Origin of the sequence: Streptomyces sp. NPDC005648 (assembly GCF_040605395.1) — a bacterium.
GTDB lineage: Bacteria > Actinomycetota > Actinomycetes > Streptomycetales > Streptomycetaceae > Streptomyces.
Window position 1 is genome coordinate 16,866 of record NZ_JBEXCS010000103.1, and the last position, 17,727, is coordinate 34,592.

Genomic DNA, 17,727 nt, shown 5'->3' on the forward strand with positions numbered 1-17,727 from the left:
CGCTCCCCCGCTTCACCTGATCAAGTCCCGCCCGACGTCACCTCCATGGGGACCTCCGCCAGGACCGGACCGGCGCCGCACGAAGCTCAGGGCCACGTAGCCCTGTGCCGCACGAAGCTCACAGCCACGTAGCCCTCGCCCGGGGCCGGAGGCCTGTTCCAGGGGCGGGTGCGGAAGGTGTGCAGGCGTCCGCGCGCGAGGGCGAAGCGCGGAAGGCGGACGTCGAACTCGGCGGCCAGCGCCTCCAGCGCGCGACGCTCACCCAGCCGCTCCTCGTCGAGCCCGTGTTCGGCGAAGAGCCGAGCCGGATCCAGCCCGGCGGGCACGTTCCCCCGGCTGCTGATCGCGCCCGCGCCTCCCCGCACGGTGATCGCGTAGCTCTCCTCGCCGTTCTCCGCGACGGACAGATGGAACAGCCCTCGACGCACACCGCCGACGGGCTCGCTCCACACCGTCACCGCTCGGGTGCCCCGGGAGGCCGGTATGCCGGGGCAGACGAAGCGCCGCTCGTCGAAACCGGCGCCCGGCCCCGGTTCGAAGGCGAAGCTCCACTCCGCGCCGGCGCGGCCGACGGCGGTCAGGGCCTCGTCGGCCCACGCCGAGCCGTCGCGCTCCCTGCGGAAACGCCTCGCCGCGTCCCACAGTGTCGTCGGCTCGTTCAGCGCCGTGCCGTCCTCGGCGCCGACGAGAGCGGGCAGTTCGGCCGGCTCCACTCCTTCCACGAGCAGGAATCTGTACGACACCAGGAAGTTGCCCGGATCCCCGTCCGCCAGCCACGCCATCCCCGCCGGATCCTGGTCCGCCGCCGGGGTGGGTGCCTCGCCCGGTTGTCCGGCGCGGGGCGTGGCCAGCAGCTCCCGGCCCCGGTCCGGTGTGAGCACGGGGCCGAGTATCGGGTCGGCGGTCAGGCCCACCGGGGCGAGGTGTTCCGGGCCGAGCGGCCGCCAGTGGGACAGGGCGGCGCGCAGGGTGTGCCAGGCCGCGTCCGTGTCACCCCAGCGCGCCTGCTCCCGCGCCGCCTCGACGGCCCGCCCGAAAGGACCCTCGGACGTATGGCGGAAGGTGCCGTCCGCGGCCTGCCGCAAGGCCTCGGAGGCCCTCGAACGAACGGTTTCCGGAGCGCCGGCCAGCTGCTGCGAGAAGGAACTTTCGTCCCGTCGGTGTCGTACGTGCTGCGCCGCCAGCACCGGCACCAACTCGGGCGCGTACAGCGGATCGGCCGCGAGTCCGTGGAAGGAGACCGAGTACGTCTGTCCGAGCAGGTGGCGGATCTGGTCACGCAGGGCGCTCGCCCGGGGCCTGCCGTAGGCGATCGCCTCCGCCAGGACCGCCGAGGCGTGCTCGTACCGACCTCCCAGGGCGTCCAGGCGGGCAGCCTCGACCGACGCGTCCAGGGCTTGTGTCGTCTCGTTGACGAACACCCTGCCCGCCCGCTGCGCGATGTCGACCTGCAGGCTGTGGAACTCCCGGTGCATCGCCTCCATGAACGCGCGGAACGACGCGTACCGTTCGGGCGGGCTCGCGCGCCATGACGCCCAGGTGTACACGGCCCATTCGCCCGCGTCGTCGACGTCGCCCGGGTCCAGCAGGACGTAGACCATGTCGGACTCCACGTCCAGTTGCAGCGCCCGTCCCCACATCCCGGCGAGCAGCTCCTCCTCGGGGGTGGGAGAACCGTCCAGCTCTCCGGGGAAGTACTCCGAAAGACCCGCCGCGTCCTCATGCCGGCGGACCTGGTCCGTCCCGGCGAGCAGCCACACGAAGCCGCCCGCGTGCCGCCAGCCGTCGGTCGCCGCGAGAAACGACCGGTAGGACGGCGGCAGGCGTAGCCCGAGCCGCTCCTCCAGGGCGCGGATGCGCTCCTCGGACGCGGGCGGGAAGCCGAGCCACCGCGGTCGCAGGGGCTCCTCGTCCTGTGCGTCCGCCCACTCCTGGCTCCACCGCGCCAGGAAGGACTGCCAGTCGTCGATCGTCCGTGTCATGCCGGAAATCCTGACAGGCAGCACTGACAATGCTCCCCCGCGCCGGCGATCACGCCTGACGGGCCCTCACCGTACCGAGCCGCGGCGGGAGTTCACTTCGCCGAGCGCGGCGGGAATTCACCTACGACCTCTGGCGCACCGCACGTGTCATCGGATATGTCATGCCTCGGTCATCATCGGCACGCCCGTGCCGGAGTGAAGGGAAACCCCCCGTGCGTCTGCGCCCCTTGCGCGTCCTGTGCTGTTCCGCCGCCCTCGCCCTGTCCGTGCCCGCGCTGCTGCCCGGCACGGCATCGGCGGCGGTACCCGCCACCTCGGTCTATCTGCAGAACTACACCACCGGCCGCAACGCCGCCGACAGCAGCGGAACCGTCGCCGCGCACAACCCCAAAGGCAACGAGGACCACCAGCAGTGGACCCCGGTCGCCGTCAGCGGCGGCTACCAGTTGCGGAACGCCGACGAGTCCGGCACCTGCCTGGGCCGCAGCGGCACCTCCGCGGTCACCGCCGCCTGCGGCGCGGACGGCACCACCTGGTCGATCAGCGCCGGTGCCGACAGCACGTACACCATCACCGCCCCCGGCACCTCGCAGTACCTGACCGGCTCCGCCTCCGACGCCGGCGTCGTACAACTCGGTTCCTCGGGCGACCTGGCCCGCTGGTACCTCACCCCGGTCGGCTACGCCACCTCGGCGATGCCGTCCGCCGACACCCGCACCCTGGACCAGGTCACCTTCCTGACCGCGCACAACGCCTTCGCCAACGGCGTAGACGGCAACTTCGCCACGTTCCCGGTCAGCTGGTTCCCCAACCAGAACTACGGCGTCAGCCGCCAACTGGCGGACGGGGTACGCGGGTTCATGCTCGACGACTACACCGTCAACGGACAGGCCGTGCTCTGCCACAACAGCTGCGACGGCGTCAGCGGCCCCGTCCCGCTCGCCACCGACCTGCAGCGCATCGTCGACTTCCTCAAGGCCAATCCCGGCCAGTTCGCGACCGTCTTCCTGGAGGACTACGCCTCCTCGGACGTGCTGAGGTCCTCCCTCGCGTCCGTGAACAGCCTCTCCGACGTGCTGTACCGGCCCGACCAGGAGGGCGTCGCCACCAAGGGCTGGCCGACCATGGCCGATCTCGCCGCCCGCGGCAAGCAGTTGCTGGTGTTCAGCGACCGCACACGGGCGAGCGACACCGCGAACGGCTGGGCCACCCGCGACACCTTCGGGGTGATGTACCAGCGCGAGTGGACCGTGGAGAACTACTGGTCGATGGGCGGCGGAATCGGCGACTCGGACTGGTCCTGTTACAGCCGCTGGGACACCAGGCCCCTCACCACGGACTCCGCGGCCTTCCATCCGCTGTTCGTGATGAACCACTTCCGCGACTACACCATCGGCTCCACCGCACAGACCGACAACGGCAAGCTCCTCAACCGCGCGCAGAACTTCTGCACACCCGCCGCCCGCAAGAAGCCCAACTACCTGGCCGTGGACCGCTACGACCTGGGTTCGCCGAGCCCGCTCAGCACGGTCGGCACCCTCAACACGTACATCCTCACGCCGGGGCAGTGAGCCGGCCCGGTGCGCGGGCGCACACCCGCAGAGCGCGGCGTGTGCGCCCGGGCACCGGAATCCGCCGGTTGGCGTGCCGTTCCCCCGTACGGGTACTCGGCGACCGTCCGGAAGGAGACCGACGTCGCGACCACGCGGCCGGCGGTGCCGGGGAAACGCGCCGAACATGACTGACAGCCCCGCGGCGATGCTGTCGCACCTGCTGCAGGCCGGCCACACCGCGACGCCACGACACCACCGCCGGGATCACCGCACCGGCTGTTGCTGTACACCGACGGCGTGACGGCTGCACGTGACGCACGCGGCACCCAGTTCGGCCCGGAACGGTTCATCGACTTCGTCCGCCGCCATCACTCCGGACTGCACACCCTGCACGAAACCTGCGCCGACTGATGGCGGCCGTGCGACCTCGGCCGACCGGGTCGTCACAAGACCTTCACACGGATCGGCCGCTGATCCCGGACGGCTCGGCAACCCGGTCACCCAACGCCGACCGGAAGGGACCCCGTGGTGATCGCCGTCGCTGTGTCGCTGCTGCCCGTCATGAGTCTGTTGCTCTACAGCATGGACCGCATCGAGGACCGGCTGCGAGGCGAGCCGCGGCCGGCGCGCCGCGCGCGGATCCGTCATCTGCGACTCGTCCACAGCACGAGCCGCCCACCGGCCGGACACGACCGGCCCGGTCGGTCCGGACGCCGTCTCGACGCGGCCTGACCCCACGCACCGCCCGCCGACAGCTCCCGTACGAAAGACGCTCCCGCCATGTCCGACCAGCACGCGGCCGACGCGCTCACGGCCGCAGCAGTCATCGCCTCGATCCTGATCGCCCGGATCGCACTCCTGCGCCACGACGCCCGAGAGGACCACGCCGACCGCACACCCCAGGGCAGCAGCGGCGCCGACGAGCAGCGGACGGCCGCGGATGCCGCCTCTCCCGCGGTGCGAGAGGCCGAGCAGTACGTCCACCGCCGCTGGCAGCAGCTGCGGGCGAGCGCCGACCCGCCCGAGTGAGGGGCCGACGGCACGCGGCGCTCTCGGCCAGGAGTGGTGGACCGTCCCAGCAGGGGCACTCGCTCACCGTCGAACGCGTCCACGACTTGGAGGAGAGCGATGAGTGCTCCGGCACAGAGCCCGGCCATCGGCCCTGAGCGGCACAAGAGGCTCGGCATCTATCTCAACGACCATCTGGCCGGCGCCACGGGCGGTGCCGAGTTGGCGCACCGCGTGGTCCGGGAGCACGGCGGCTCGGCGTACGGCGCCGACCTGCGGAACCTGGCGACCGAGATCTCCCAGGACCGCCGGGCTCTGCTGCGGCTGATGGCAGAGCTGGACATTCCCGCGCGCCGGTACAAGGTGTACGGGGCCTGGCTGGGCGAGAAACTCGCCCGGGCCAAGCCCAACGGCCGTCTGGTGCGCCGTTCCGGCCTCACCCTGCTGGTCGAGCTGGAGGCCATGCGGGTGGGTGTGACCGGCAAGGAGCTGCTCTGGCGCGCCCTGCTCACGATCGCGGCACAGGACCCCCGTCTCGACTCCGACCGTCTGGAGGAGCTGCGTCAGCGCGCGGAACGGCAGCTCGACACGCTGGATTCCCTGCACAGCAGGGCGGCCTCGGCCCGGCTGGCCGTCACGGAGCGCGCACGGGCGATGAACACCGCCGGGTGAACCGGACTGCCCTATCCGTTTTTGGTGGTACGGTGGACACAGGGAACCGGAAAGGCCTATCCGGATGATCCTGAATCGGATAGGCCTTTCCAGATGGTTCCCCTCTCTCCGCCTTCCGAAAGGACCACCATGAGCAGCATCGCCATCATCGGGGCAGGCCCCCAGCTCGGCCTGGCCATCGCCCGCACCTTCGGCGCTCAGGGCTTCGATGTCGCCCTGATCTCCCGCAGCCGCGAAAAGCTCGACACCCTCGTGGGCAAACTCACCGCCGACGGCATCACCGCCGCCGCCTTCCCCGCCGACGTCCACGACCGGGACGCCCTAAGGAAGGCGCTCCAGGACGCCGCCGCGAAGTTCGACGGCATCGACGTCCTGGAGTACTCCCCCGTCGACGGCCTCAGCACCGTCATGACCACTCCCACCCGGACCGAACCGGATCACCTACAGCAGCAGATCGAGTTCCAGCTCTACGGCGCCATCACCGCCACCCGGACGGTGCTGCCCGCGATGCGGGAGGCCGGGGCGGGCACCCTGCTCTACACCACCGGCGCCGGCTCCATCGACCCCGTGCCCCAGGTCGGCAACGTCAACGCCGCGGCGGCGGCACTGCGCAACTGGGCGATCAACCTGCACAAGGAACTGGACGGCACCGGAATCCAGGCCGCCCACATCGGCATCGACGTCTCGATCGGCACCCCGGCCGTCCCCGGGTTCCCGACGGCCCAGCCCGAGGAGATCTCCCCCGTCTACTGGGAGCTGCACACCACCCGGCGCGACCAGGCCGAACTCGTCTTCAGCCGCTGAAAGCACTCGCCCGCGGCCGAGGACACTCCCGAACGCACCGTTCGCGGACGAGCCGGACATCGGGATCACCACCCGCGACGTCACCGTCCCCGGCCCGGAGGGCGCGCCCGACGTCATGGTCCGCGTCTACGCGCCCATCGTCCGCGACGGCCTGCTGCGCTGCCCTGGCATGGATCGCTGAGTCGGGGAGCGAACCGGGCATCGACCCCGACCGGCTCGGCATCGCCGGGGAGAGCGCGGGAGGTGGCCTCGCCGCCGGGGTGACCCTCCTCTCGCGCGACCGCGGCGGACCGGCGCTCTGCTTCCAGTACCTGGGCGTCGCCGAACTCGCCCTCTACCCAGGCGTCCTGCACGGAGGCATCATCCCGCGTCCGCAGTGGGTGAACGAATCCTCACCGACACACTCGCGGCACTCCGTCGCGGCCTCGGGTGCGGGGGCTGACGCACCCCCTCCCCATCCCCTGCCCCACGACGTTTCTGCGAAAGGGTCGCCATGACCAGCATGTCCTTCACGGACGCGGCACGCCTGTGCCTCACCTCCAAGTACGCCACCTTCTCCGGCCGCGCCCGGCGCGCGGAGTACTGGTGGTTCTCACTGGTCTACGTGATCGCCACCGGCGTAGTCCTCGGGCTCGGTTTCGCGACGGAGACGCCTCTGCTGGGCGTCCTCCTCCTGCCGTTCATCGTGCCCATGCTGAGCGTCTCCGTCCGCCGCCTGCACGACACCGGCAGGCCGGGCTGGAGAATGCTCATCGCCCTTGTCCCCATAGCCGGCCCGATCATCTACCTCGTGGGCATGACCGTGGACGGCACCCCGACCGCCAACCGGTACGGCCCCTCCCCCAAGGCCGTGGACACCCTCGCCGCCTGAGCCGCGGACAACAAGGGACTGACGGTGCATCGACCGCGTCTCAGAGGTGTTGCTCTGGTCCGGCGTTGTCGCCGGACCCCGGCCGTGGGGCTAGCGGACGAGCTTCCAGTCCTGCGAACCGTCGTCGGCCGCGTTCTGCAGGGTCAGTGGCGCTCCCGCTGACGCCCCGGTCAGGTAGAGGCTCGTGTTCTTGACGGCCTGGAGCTTGTAGTAGCCGTCCGGCGTCTTGATGAGGTTCCAGCTGCCCGTCGCACTGTTGTCGACCCACTGGCCGATGCGCTGACCGACGGTGGCGTTGCCCGTCCAGATGGCAGCCGCTCGGCCGCCCGACCGGTTCAGCAGGGTCGTACCGCCATTCGGCTCGTCCACCACGTGCCACTGCTGGGTGTCCGGAATGGCCGCCGCTCCGGCGTCCTCCAGGACCACGTCCGGTGTGTCCCCGTTGCCGAGGTTGGCGTCGTTGGTCTTGTTGCCGGTGCCGATGACCTGGCCGGTCTTGCGGTTGACGAGCCGGTAGTAGGTGCCGGCCGAGTCGCCGAGGTCGACCTCGGCGTAGGCGATCGTAGACGTGCCCTGGTTGTTCAGGATCGCGATGCGGCCGGTGTCGTCGACGTACTGGAGGTCGCGGCTGTATCCGGCCGGCGAGGTCGTCTGGTACTCGGTCCAGACACCGTCGCTGCGTCCGCTCTCGTTGACCCACACGTCACCACTGTTCGCCGCGTTGTAGACGAGGCGCCCGTCGGGCAGCCGGATGAGGACCGGGCTGCCGCCGCCCGCGAGCGGGCGGGAGCCGGCGACGACCGGGAGCGAGCCGACCGACATGCCGGTCTGGGTGCCCCGGAAGAACTTCAGCGGGTCGTCGGCGATGACGTACCGGGTGTTGGCCCCGCCGCCCCAGTACTCGAACGTGATCATCCACCGGCCGTCCGACGTGGGAACGACATTGGTCATGCCCGGACGGCCGCCGCCGATCTCGGTCTTGCCGCCGCCCATGTCCTGGACGGACCCGGAGATGTCGACGACGGGGTCGCTCCAGTCGGTGCTTCTGCCGTCCCAGGTCCGGTGCACGAGGATCTGGCCGTGCGAGTCGGTGGCCGTGTCGTTGGCGGGGTCCTTCTTCGGGACGCCGGTGACCGGGTCGAAGCCGGTGTAGTCGTTCTCGTCGGAGTAGTAGCAGACGAGCTTGCCGTCGTAGACCATCAGGTAGGGCTCCCACAGGGGGTCCACCTGCCGGTAGGTGTTGGCGGCGGCGACGTTCTGTCCGATCGCGCCCGCGCTGCCGCCCTGCCATCCTCCGGTGGCGACGACGTTGAGGACCTTCCAGCTGCTGCCGTCGTCGGTGCTGGCGTAGAGGGCTATCGCCAGGTCACTGCGGTCGCCGTCGTTGGACGGGGTCCAGTTCGGGTCGGCCGCCTTGTGCTCCTTGTAGTAGGCGTCGTCGCCGGAGACGACACTGGCCAGCAGGAGTGTGCCGGACTTCAGACCGCCGACGCTCCGCGGAAGCACGTAGAGGTACGGGTTGGTCCAGTTGCTGGTGTACTTCGCGTACTTGGGGTCCTTGGAGAGGTACGCCGGAGCCTTGACCTCGGACAGCGGCTGCCAGCTGGTCCCGTCGTCGTCGCTCTTGTAGATCGGCAGGGTCTGCCCGTCGGCGCTGCCGGACTTCGCCACGACGGTGGACTTCTCGAAGGACGCCACCAGCCGACCGCCGGGCAGCTGCGCCGACTTCGGGTAGACGGCGCAGTTGCCTCGCCCCTTCAGACACGCATCACTGCCGAGCTGGTAGAGGATCCCGCCGGTCGGGTTGTACGCCTGCGCGCCGGACGCGGGGATGGCCAGCAGCGCGGCCGCCGCGCCGAAGGTGCCCAGCGCCCTTCCCAGGGTTCTTCTCTGCATAACTCCTCCTTCAGGGAAAATCACGGTGATGCAAGGGGGCTTCGGTCACCGGAGCGGTGCACTGCGGTGTGGGGCCGTCCGGCGACCCGGTCAGGAACGGACGTCCGCTCAGGCGTCCGGCGTGGTGCCGTCGGCGACGAGGACACGGACGTCCCACGGGCCCAGGTCCACCTCCGCACCCGCTGGTACGGCGTCGCCGCTGAGGACGTCGGACAGGTTGACCGGGGACGCGACCAGCCGGGGCTCCCAGCTCCAGTTGTGGACGACGTGCACGTGACGCCCGTCCGGCGAGGTGCCGGTCGTGACGGTGACGGCATCGGGCAGGTTCCGCCAACCACCGCGCGGGTCCGGCGCCATCCAGACGGCCAGTGACCGGGCGAGGTCACGGCCGGGGACCGTACCGACGACGGTGACGCGGCCGGCGCCGTGTTCGCGGGTGGTGACGGCGGGCCAGCGGCCGAAGTGCGGGTGCTCGTAGGAGGCCAGTGTTTCGGCGTCGACCGGGGTGAGCCCTTCGAGCCAGTGCGTCGCCGTCGCGTCGGCGGACAGTTGGAGCGGGCCGCCGTCCACACCGCGGACGGGCACGGTCCCCACCAGGTTGCTGAACTCGTCGTAGTGCACACCCGCGGCCTCGGTGAGGCGGCCGGGGGCCTTCTCGATCCGGGCGCGGGCCTCGTGGTCGGCGTATCCGGTACGGGGGCCCAGGACGAGGTGGCCGCCGGCGTGGGCGTAGGAGGTGAGCCAGTCGAGGGTGGCGTCGGTGGCGATGTACAGCGCCGGCACGACCAGCACGGGGTGGCGGCGCGCGGCTTCCTCCGGTGCGGTGTCCTCGACCAGTTGGGACACGTGCGTGATCCGCACCTGCCGGCCGGCGTCGAAGGCGCCTCGGTAGAAGGGGTCGAAGACACGGTGGTAGGCGGCGGGGTCGGGTTCGCCGTCCGGCCTGGCCAGCGGCGGGTACTTCTGCATCAGCCACTTGCTCGGCGTCGAGTAGACCATGGTGATGTCGGCGTCCGGCTCGATCCCCGCGACGAGCGGCCCGGCCTTGTCGAACTCGGCGCCCAGTCGGGCGATTTCGGCGTAGGTGCGGCCGGGCTGTCCGCTGTGCGGCAGGACGCCGCCCCAGTAGGTCTCGGCGCCGAAGCGCAGGGTCTGCCACTGCCAGTACTCGATCATCCGCGCGCCCCGGGCCACGTGCGCCCACGCGGTCTGGCGCCACTGGCCGTCGTAGCCGGGCCGGTTGTCCCAGGCGAAGCCGATGGAGTTCGCGTTGGTCTCGGTGACCAGGAAGGGCTCCTGGCGGGAGGAGTACATCCAGTCAGCGGTCAGGTACATCGACCAGACGCCGGTGGTCTTCCAGACCTGTTCGTGCTCGTCCGGGGTGGGATCGGGCAGCAGCAGGCCGTCCTGCATGTCGTAGTACGGGTTGCCGGAGGCGATGTCGAGGCGCGCGGACAGTTCGTCGTCCGCCACGCCCTGCCGGGTGTAGGAGATGCAGGTGGTGACGAAGTGCTCGGGGCTCGCGTACTCGCGGACGATGTCGGCCTGCCAGCCGATGAACTCGGTGACCTGCCGGGCCTGGAACTCCCGCCAGGCGACGTCGTACTGAGGCTGTTCATTGCCGTCCGGGGTCCACAGGTCGGACCAGTCGGACAGCCGGTGCGACCAGTAGACCAGGCCCCACTCGCGGTTGAGGGTCTCGACGTCGCCGTACTTCTCGCGCAGGTGGTCCACGAAGCGCTGAAAGACACCCCTGTTGTGGAAGAGGTGCAGGCCGGGTTCGTTGTCGACCTGCCAGCCGATGACCGCCGGATGGTCGGCGTACCGGGCGACGATCTTCCGGATGATCCGCTCGGCGTGGAAGCGGAACGCGGGGTGGGTGAAGTCCACCTCCTGGCGGGCGCCCCAGCCGATGCGCTCGCCGGTGCGCCGCTCCCCCGTGATCTCCGGGTACTGACGGGCCAGCCATGGCGGCACCGCGTAGGTCGGGGTACCGAGGATGACGGAGATGCCCCGCTCGTGAGCGCCGTCGAGGACCGGCTGAAGCCAGTCGAGGTCGAAGCGGCCGTTCTCGGGCTCCCAGGTGGACCAGACCGACTCGCCGACCCGGATCACGCTGAAGTGGGCCTCGGCCATCAGGTCCAGGTCGCTCTTCAGCCGTTCGTCGGGCCGCAGTCGGGGGTCGTAGGCGGGCGTGTACTCGTGGTAGTACGCGGCACCGAAGAGGACGCGGGCGGGCAGGACCGCCATGGGGGAACCTCCGAGGAGTCGTATGGGGGTTGGGCCTGGGCGTCGGCGAAGTGGTCGGCAGGGGTTACTGCTTGACGCCGCCGGCGGCCAGACCGCTCTGCCAGTACCGCTGCAGGAGCAGGAAGGCCACGACGAGCGGGATGATGGAGATGAGGGAGCCGGTCACGACGAGCGCGAGCATGTTGCTGTTCGCGCCGCTGCCGCCGCCGAAGGCCTGGGACGCCCAGGAGGAGAGGCCGACCGTGACGGGGTACAGCTTCGGGTCGTTCAGCATGATCAGCGGCAGGAAGTAGTTGTTCCAGGTCGCCACGAGCGTGAAGAGCACGACCGTCACCAGGCCCGGGGCGAGCAGGCGCAGGGCGATGGTGAAGAAGATGCGCAGCTCCCCCGCCCCGTCAATGCGCGCGGCCTCCAGGAGGCTGTCCGGGACGGCGTCCGCGGCGTAGATGCGCATGAGATAGAGACCGAAGGGGCTGACCAGCGAGGGCAGGACGACGGCCCAGGGGGTGTTGACCAGGTCCACCTTGGCGAAGAGCAGGTAGGTGGGGATGGCCAGGGCGGTCGTCGGGATCATGACGGCACCGAGTACGACGGCGAAGGCCGCGTTGTTGCCCCGGAAGCGGTACTTGGCGAAGCCGTAGCCGGCTGCGGCCGCCAGGAGCGCGGCGCCCAGGGCGCTGCCGACGGAGTACAGGACCGTGTTGAGCAGCCAGTGCAGGAAGACGCCGTCGTCGTGGGCGAGCGTCTCGTGGACGTTCTTCAGCAGCTGCGGCGCGTGGGAGAACCACAGGCCGAAGCTGGTGAACAGGTCCTGGGTGCTCTTGGTCGAGGAGACGGCGAGCCAGAACAGCGGCAGCAAGAAGTACGCGAGGACGGCCAGCATGACGATGGTCAGCGGGGTGCTGCGGCGCCCGAGCGAGCGCCGGCGCTGTCGGCGGGCGGTCCGCGGGGTGCCGTGCGCGGTGGCGCGCGGGGCGGGCCGGGACGTGGAGGGGGGTGTCGTGGTCGTCACGCGTTCCTCCGGCGGTTCGCGATGAACAGGACGGCGTAGGAGAAGATCACGATGACCAGGCCGAGGAAGAAGGACACCGCCGCCGAGTAGTTGACCTGCTGGCCGGTGAAGGCCAGGGAGTAGGCGTACAGGTTCGCGGTGTACGAGTTTTCGATGACGTCGGGCGCGATGGGCTGCAGCAGCTTGGGCTCGTTGAACAGCTGGAAGCTGCCGATGACGGAGAACAGCAGGGTGAGCATCAGGGCGGGGCGCAGCGCGGGGAGTTTGATGGACCAGGCGGTGCGCCAGGGGCCGGCGCCGTCCATCGCCGCGGCCTCGTACAGCTCGGTGGGGACGGTCCGCAGGGCGGCGTACAGGATGATCATGTTGTAGCCGACGAACTCCCAGGTCACGACGTTCGCCAGACTGCCCAGCATCCAGCCGTCGCTGAGGAAGTGCGGGACGGGCAGGCCGAGTTTCCTGCTCAGCTGGGCGAACGGTCCGAAGTCCGGCCCGTACAGGTAGCCCCACATGAGGGTGGCGACGACGCTCGGCACGGCGTAGGGCACGAAGATGCCCAGCCGGATCACACGGGCGAGCCGCAGCAGGCCGCTGTCGAGCGCGAGCGCGAAGACGAGGGCCAGCACCAGCATGAGCGGGACCTGTATCAGGAAGAACTCGGCGACCCGCACGACTCCTTCCCGCAGGAGGGGGTCCTTGAGGGCCGTCACGTAGTTGTCCAGCCCGACGAACGCGTTGCCGCCGATGAGCCGCTGCCGGAACAGGCTGAGGTAGGCGGCGTAACCGAGCGGGGCGAGGAACACCAGCAGGAACAGCACCATGAAAGGTGCGACGAACAGCGGGCCTGCCGCACCTTGGCGCAGGTCACCGAGGCGGCGCTCGGGCCCCGCTCGGCGCGGCTCCTCGGTGGAGGCCACGGTCGTGGCAGTCATCATCGGGCCTTTCTCGGGGGAAGGGCGGGCCTTGGGAAGGGCCGGCCGGGGGCGGGTCGGACGGGTCGGGTTCCGTGCCGGCGTGTCAGGTCACCGGCACGGAACCCGCCCTGGATCACGGGGACTTGACGGTGAAGCCCTGGGCCTTGGCGTAGGTGGTCAGGCGGGTCTGCCAGGCGCCGAGCGCGGCGACCGCGTCCTTCTTCCGGGTCAGGGCCGTGCCGACGGTCTCGGTCCAGTCGGTGACGGCCTGGTCCAGGAACGGCGGCCACTGGAAGTCGGGGCTGACCGTCTTGCTGATGTCGGCGAACACCTGGTTGACCTTCTGGCCGCCGTAGAAGGAAGGGGCCTCGGCGGTGAAGGACGCGTCCGCGAGCAGCTGCTTGGTCGCCGGGAAGAACGACTGCTTGGTGTTGAACAGCTTCGCGCTGGCCGGGTCGCTGTTGAGGAACTGCGCGAACACGGCGGCGGCGATGGGGTTCTTGGTCTCCTTGATGACCGCGCTGGTCGAGCCGCCCCAGTTGCCCGAGCTCGGCTTCGAGGTGTCCCACTGCGGCAGCGGTGCGGCCCGCCACTTGCCCGCGGTGGACTTGGCCGAGCCGGCGAGGAAGACCGGCCCCCAGGCGGCGGTGATCCAGGTGGCGTACTTGCCCTTGTTGAGGGCGGAGAACCAGGCGTCGGTGAAGTCGGGCTCGACTCCGATCACGCCTTCCTGGGCCAGCCCGCCCCAGTAGGCACCGAGCTTCTTGGAGATCGCGTCGTCGACGTCGATGGTGACGTTGGCCTTGCCCGCGGTCGCGTAGGGCTTGACGCCCGCCTGCCAGAGCAGTCCGTGCCACGCGGCCGCCTCGTTGCCGGCCAGGTTGGTCAGGTAGACCTCCGGGTCGGCCTTGTGCAGCTTGCGCGCGGCGGCGGCGAAGTCGTCCCAGGTCTTGGGCGGTTGGATGCCGTGCTTGTCGAAGATGTCCGCCCGGTAGAGCATGCCCATCGGGCCGGTGTCCTGCGGGATGGCCCAGATCTCGCCCTTGGCGCCGCTGACCTGCCCCCAGGTCCAGTCCACGAACTGGTCCTTGAGTTTGGCCGCGCCGTACGGGGACAGATCGAGCAGGCTGTCCGTGATGGTGAAGGTCGGGATGGCCTGGTACTCCATCTGCGCCACGTCCGGGGCCCCGCTGCCGGCCTTGATCGCCGTACGCAGCTTCGTGTAATGCGCCACGCCCTGGCCCGCGTTGACGACCTTGACCTTGATGGCCGGGTACTTCTTCTCGAAGAGCGCGACCTCCTGGTCGATGTCCGGGACCCAGGTCCAGAACGTCAGCGTGGTCGGGGTCTTCATCGCCTTGTCGATGTCGGCCTGGCCGACCGCCTTGGCGGCCGGGGAGGCGGAGCCGCCACCGCCACCGCAGGCGGTGAGCGCGGCACCGAGCGAGACCGCTCCCGCGGTGGTGAGCAGGAGCCGACGGCTGATCTGGGACTGGCTGGGGGTGGAGCCGGATCTGTGCATGAGAACTCCCGCCGATGGCTGAGGGAAGGGCACGCCGAGCACAGGCGTGCGCGGGGAGGGTGATGAGACATACGCGGGCTCGGACGGACGGCCGGGGCACGGATGCCGGCTTGGCACGGGGACCCGTCGTCGCGGACACCGGCCGCCGGGAGGTCCGCCCGCTGTCGGGGCGGAGGCCGGTGGCCGGGGAGTTCACGGTGGAGCGGAGAACCGCGGCGCTGCCGCTGGGTGGCCGCCGCGAAACGAAGTGAGAAGACAGAGCGGACAACGCAGATGAAGCGGAGGGCGGCCGAGAAAGGCGGAGAAGCAGCGGAGGAGGGGACGCTGAGTTCGTTTCACGGGATGTGCCCGCTGAACTCACGTGCGACCAGGACGAGTTGGGCGGGACGGCGCGGGAGCGGTGATCCGTACGGCGGCTCGCCACACGGCTCCCTGCCCGGTGAGGAAAGCGGTTCCTCGGGCCGGTCGAAGGTGATCAGTCGTACGTTGCCCCACCTCCGCCCGGGGGCGGGCCGACCCGGCCCCCACTCGGGGAAACCGCGGCGAACCGGCCGCTGCCCGGGGTCTTCCGGGGCGGCGGAGGCGCGGTGGAGGCACGGACCACGAGGTCGGCCGGTGGTTCACTGGCCGGCAACGGGGGCGCGTCGGGGTTCTCGATGGAGTGCACGAGGCGTTTGAGCCCCTCCTGCGCCACGGTGTCGAAAGGCTGACGCATCGTGGTGAGCGGAGGGGTCACATAGGGGGCGACGGGGATGTCGTCGAAGCCCACGACACTGACGTCCTCGGGCACGCGTCGGCCGGCTTCCGCCAGCGCGCGGATGAGCCCGATCGCCATGTCGTCGTTGGCGGCGAACACCGCGGTCAGCTCGCCGTCGGCGGCCAGTTCACGGCCCGCCGCGTAGCCGGCCGAGGCGGACCAGTCGCCCTCGACGACGGGCGGGATCCGTCTGCCGTACGCGGCGAGCGTGGACCGCCAGCCTTCCAGCCGGTCCCGGGCGGCGTACCAGCGCTGCGGACCGGCGAGGTGGTGGACGGTCTCGTGCCCCAGTTCCAGCAGGTACTCGGTCGCCATGCGCGCCATCAGGTCGGCGCCGACGCCGGCGGCGAGCGTTCGAGGCATGGACAGGGGCGGCGCTCCGAGGACGAGAATTGGTACGTCGCCTCGGGCGGAGAGGTCCTCGCCGTTGCCGTCGTCGATCGGCTCGGAGATGACGATGCCGTCCACGCCCTGTTCGAGGAGCGAGTCGACGGCGCCGGCGACGCCCGTCGGGTCGCCTTCCACGGTGTTGACCACGCGGAGGGCGTAACCGGTGTCCCGTACGGCGCGCTCGACGCCCATGATCAGGGAGGCGGGGCCGTACAGGGCCGTTCCCAGCGTCACCACGCCGATGGAGCGGGTGCGTCCGGAGGCCAGTGCGCGGGCCGCGTTGTTCATGCGGTAGCCGAGTTCCTCGCCGGCCTCCAGAACGCGCCGGCGCACGTCGGCCGAGACGTACGGCTCGTCGTTGTAGACCCGGGAGACCGTCTTCTGCGAGACGCCGGCCAGCTGGGCGACGTCCACGCTGCGCGGTGCACCGGAGCTCCCGCCCCGTCTCGCCGCTCGCTTCATGGTGTCTCCAGGTGATCGTGCCCGGTGCCGCGCGGTGCCGCTCGGTGCTGTCCGGCGTCGTATGACTGCGCTGACATGTCTACGCAGTCAGAAGGTGGCCGTCAAGTGTCCGAAATGGATTCGTAACGTGGATGAGGAGCATGATGGATCAGGTGACCGCGCCCCACGGGGTCGCCGAGCACGGCCGAACACCGTCGCCCCCGGCCGACGCTTCGGACGATCAGCAGGTCACCAGGCCTCCCCCCTGGACCGGGACGCAATTCGTCAACTCGCCAAACGAAATCATGCGCCAGGCATTGACGATTGCAGCGAGATTCCTATCATCCTGAGTGTCCGATACTCCGAGTGACGTTCGAGATACCAGACGTGCGCGGATACAGGACAGCGCCCCCCGGCGCAGGCACACCCGCACCGCCCGCACCGCCCGCACCGGCACGACCCGCGGCACACAGGCAAGGTCACTGAATCCATGCGGAGTTCGCCATGCCTTCCCATCTGTCATGTCGCATGTCATGCACATGCCTATCGGCGCGAAGGCCTGCCGGCAGGGCAACACCCCCCACCACCAAAGGAGTTCACCCATGTCCCTACGACCACGGTCCCGCACCCTGCGGCACGCGCTGCTCGCCACCGGAGCCGCCGTCGCGCTCAGCGCCGGAATCCTCACCGGCACCGCCCCGGCGTCGCACGCCGCGGGATCGCTGCCCTGCGACCTCTACGCCGCCGGCGGCACCCCCTGCGTCGCCGCCCACAGCACCACCCGCGCCCTGTACTCGTCCTACAACGGCCCCCTCTACCAGGTGCGCCGCGCCTCCGACAACGCCACCCGCGACATCGGCGTCCTGAGTACGGGAGGCGTTGCCAACGCCGCCGCCCAGGACTCCTTCTGCGCCGGCACCACCTGTCTCATCACCGTGATCTACGACCAGTCCGGCCGCAACAACCGCCTCACCCAGGCGCCCCCCGGCGGCTTCTCCGGCCCCGCCGCGGGCGGCTACGACAACCTCGCCAACGCCACCGCCGCACCGATCACCGTCGCCGGCCACAAGGCCTACGGCGTCTACGTCGCCCCCGGCACCGGCTACCGCAACAACGCCACCAACGGCGTCGCCAAGGGCGACCAGGCAGAGGGCATGTACGCCGTCCTCGACGGCACGCACTACAACGGCGGCTGCTGCTTCGACTACGGCAACGCCGAGACCAACAGCCGTGACAACGGCAACGGCACCATGGAGGCCATCTACTTCGGCAACATCAAGGTCTGGGGCTACGGCAGCGGCAACGGCCCCTGGATCATGGCCGACCTGGAGAACGGCCTGTTCTCGGGCGTCAACCAGCACTACAACGCGGGCGATCCCTCCATCAGCCACCGCTATCTGACCGCCGTCATCAAGGGCGGGGCCAACAAGTGGGCCATCCGCGGGGGCAACGCCCAGTCCGGCTCGCTGTCCACCTTCTACAACGGGGTGCGCCCCAACGTCGCCGGCTACAACCCGATGAAGAAGGAGGGCGCCATCATCCTCGGCATCGGCGGCGACAACAGCCACGGAGCCGCCGGCACCTTCTACGAAGGCGTCATGACCTCCGGCTATCCCTCGGACGCCACCGAGAACTCCGTACAGGCGAACATCACC

General features: G+C 70.2%; 16 protein-coding genes and 1 pseudogene. 10 read left to right on the plus strand and 7 right to left on the minus strand.

The genetic code is table 11. From position 1 onward, the window contains the following. Positions 1 to 86: 86 nt before the first annotated feature. Positions 87 to 1,982, minus strand: a complete 1,896-nt coding sequence (locus ABZT17_RS38080; protein WP_356356144.1) for an SMI1/KNR4 family protein — start codon at positions 1,980 to 1,982, stop codon at positions 87 to 89. Between the two features lie 212 nt (positions 1,983 to 2,194). On the opposite strand from ABZT17_RS38080, the gene ABZT17_RS38085 reads away from it, so the two are divergent. The 8 genes and pseudogenes from ABZT17_RS38085 to ABZT17_RS38120 all read left to right on the plus strand — a co-directional run bounded on the left by ABZT17_RS38085 (position 2,195) and on the right by ABZT17_RS38120 (position 6,890). Next, positions 2,195 to 3,553, plus strand: coding sequence for an RICIN domain-containing protein (locus ABZT17_RS38085; RefSeq protein WP_356356146.1), 1,359 nt, complete (start codon positions 2,195 to 2,197; stop codon positions 3,551 to 3,553). A gap of 255 nt (positions 3,554 to 3,808) precedes the next feature. Further along, positions 3,809 to 3,957: pseudogene (locus tag ABZT17_RS38090) on the plus strand (SpoIIE family protein phosphatase); the annotation flags it as partial. Between the two features lie 106 nt (positions 3,958 to 4,063). After that, positions 4,064 to 4,267, plus strand: a complete 204-nt coding sequence (locus ABZT17_RS38095; RefSeq protein WP_356356148.1) for a hypothetical protein — start codon at positions 4,064 to 4,066, stop codon at positions 4,265 to 4,267. 48 nt (positions 4,268 to 4,315) lie between these two features. Continuing rightward, on the plus strand, positions 4,316 to 4,564 hold the full coding sequence (locus ABZT17_RS38100) for a hypothetical protein (protein WP_356356150.1): 249 nt from the start codon (positions 4,316 to 4,318) through the stop codon (positions 4,562 to 4,564). Positions 4,565 to 4,663: 99 nt separating this feature from the next. Next, positions 4,664 to 5,215 carry a hypothetical protein gene (locus ABZT17_RS38105; RefSeq protein ID WP_356356152.1) on the plus strand — a complete coding sequence of 184 codons (552 nt, stop codon included), beginning with the start codon at positions 4,664 to 4,666 and terminating at the stop codon, positions 5,213 to 5,215. 129 nt (positions 5,216 to 5,344) lie between these two features. Continuing rightward, positions 5,345 to 6,019 carry an SDR family NAD(P)-dependent oxidoreductase gene (locus ABZT17_RS38110; protein ID WP_356356153.1) on the plus strand — a complete coding sequence of 225 codons (675 nt, stop codon included), beginning with the start codon at positions 5,345 to 5,347 and terminating at the stop codon, positions 6,017 to 6,019. Between the two features lie 173 nt (positions 6,020 to 6,192). Further along, positions 6,193 to 6,516, plus strand: coding sequence for an alpha/beta hydrolase fold domain-containing protein (locus tag ABZT17_RS38115; protein ID WP_356356168.1), 324 nt, complete (start codon positions 6,193 to 6,195; stop codon positions 6,514 to 6,516). Continuing rightward, a complete protein-coding gene (locus ABZT17_RS38120; protein WP_356356155.1) occupies positions 6,513 to 6,890 on the plus strand; it encodes a DUF805 domain-containing protein in 378 nt (125 codons plus the stop codon). Before ABZT17_RS38115 ends, ABZT17_RS38120 begins: the two co-directional genes overlap by 4 nt. 90 nt (positions 6,891 to 6,980) lie before the next feature. Here the strand turns inward: ABZT17_RS38120 and ABZT17_RS38125 are convergent, their stop codons facing one another. The 5 genes from ABZT17_RS38125 to ABZT17_RS38145 all read right to left on the minus strand — a co-directional run bounded on the left by ABZT17_RS38125 (position 6,981) and on the right by ABZT17_RS38145 (position 14,484). Beyond that, the gene (locus ABZT17_RS38125) at positions 6,981 to 8,786 is read right to left on the minus strand and encodes an RICIN domain-containing protein (protein ID WP_356356157.1); all 1,806 of its coding nucleotides are present in this window, start codon (positions 8,784 to 8,786) and stop codon (positions 6,981 to 6,983) included. Positions 8,787 to 8,894: 108 nt separating this feature from the next. Then, the gene (locus tag ABZT17_RS38130; protein WP_356356159.1) at positions 8,895 to 11,036 is read right to left on the minus strand and encodes a beta-galactosidase; all 2,142 of its coding nucleotides are present in this window, start codon (positions 11,034 to 11,036) and stop codon (positions 8,895 to 8,897) included. Between the two features lie 64 nt (positions 11,037 to 11,100). Then, positions 11,101 to 12,048, minus strand: a complete 948-nt coding sequence (locus ABZT17_RS38135) for a carbohydrate ABC transporter permease (protein WP_356356160.1) — start codon at positions 12,046 to 12,048, stop codon at positions 11,101 to 11,103. Continuing rightward, a complete protein-coding gene (locus ABZT17_RS38140; protein WP_356356170.1) occupies positions 12,045 to 12,980 on the minus strand; it encodes a sugar ABC transporter permease in 936 nt (311 codons plus the stop codon). Before ABZT17_RS38140 ends, ABZT17_RS38135 begins: the two co-directional genes overlap by 4 nt. Before the next feature lie 115 nt (positions 12,981 to 13,095). Then, entirely contained in the window at positions 13,096 to 14,484 is a 1,389-nt protein-coding gene (locus tag ABZT17_RS38145) for an extracellular solute-binding protein (protein WP_356356162.1), read from the minus strand. Between the two features lie 110 nt (positions 14,485 to 14,594). Between ABZT17_RS38145 and ABZT17_RS38150 the strand changes: the two genes are divergently transcribed. Beyond that, positions 14,595 to 14,735 (plus strand): hypothetical protein, encoded by a 141-nt coding sequence (locus ABZT17_RS38150; protein WP_356356164.1) that lies wholly within the window; start codon positions 14,595 to 14,597, stop codon positions 14,733 to 14,735. Between the two features lie 224 nt (positions 14,736 to 14,959). Here the strand turns inward: ABZT17_RS38150 and ABZT17_RS38155 are convergent, their stop codons facing one another. Then, the gene (locus tag ABZT17_RS38155) at positions 14,960 to 16,045 is read right to left on the minus strand and encodes a LacI family DNA-binding transcriptional regulator (RefSeq protein WP_356356172.1); all 1,086 of its coding nucleotides are present in this window, start codon (positions 16,043 to 16,045) and stop codon (positions 14,960 to 14,962) included. A 629-nt stretch (positions 16,046 to 16,674) separates the two neighbouring features. On the opposite strand from ABZT17_RS38155, the gene ABZT17_RS38160 reads away from it, so the two are divergent. Next, a partial coding sequence (locus tag ABZT17_RS38160; protein WP_356356166.1) for an arabinofuranosidase catalytic domain-containing protein occupies positions 16,675 to 17,727 on the plus strand: 1,053 nt, incomplete at its 3' end.

Excerpts from the sequence above, each read along its gene's own strand:
- ABZT17_RS38080 (WP_356356144.1), bottom strand. The coding sequence starts at position 1,982 with ATGACACGGACGATCGACGACTGGCAGTCCTTCCTGGCGCGGTGGAGC.
- ABZT17_RS38100 (WP_356356150.1), top strand. The coding sequence starts at position 4,316 with ATGTCCGACCAGCACGCGGCCGACGCGCTCACGGCCGCAGCAGTCATC.
- ABZT17_RS38105 (WP_356356152.1), top strand. The coding sequence starts at position 4,664 with ATGAGTGCTCCGGCACAGAGCCCGGCCATCGGCCCTGAGCGGCACAAG.
- ABZT17_RS38110 (WP_356356153.1), top strand. The coding sequence starts at position 5,345 with ATGAGCAGCATCGCCATCATCGGGGCAGGCCCCCAGCTCGGCCTGGCC.
- ABZT17_RS38120 (WP_356356155.1), top strand. The coding sequence starts at position 6,513 with ATGACCAGCATGTCCTTCACGGACGCGGCACGCCTGTGCCTCACCTCC.
- ABZT17_RS38125 (WP_356356157.1), bottom strand. The coding sequence starts at position 8,786 with ATGCAGAGAAGAACCCTGGGAAGGGCGCTGGGCACCTTCGGCGCGGCG.
- ABZT17_RS38130 (WP_356356159.1), bottom strand. The coding sequence starts at position 11,036 with ATGGCGGTCCTGCCCGCCCGCGTCCTCTTCGGTGCCGCGTACTACCAC.
- ABZT17_RS38140 (WP_356356170.1), bottom strand. The coding sequence starts at position 12,980 with ATGACTGCCACGACCGTGGCCTCCACCGAGGAGCCGCGCCGAGCGGGG.
- ABZT17_RS38145 (WP_356356162.1), bottom strand. The coding sequence starts at position 14,484 with ATGCACAGATCCGGCTCCACCCCCAGCCAGTCCCAGATCAGCCGTCGG.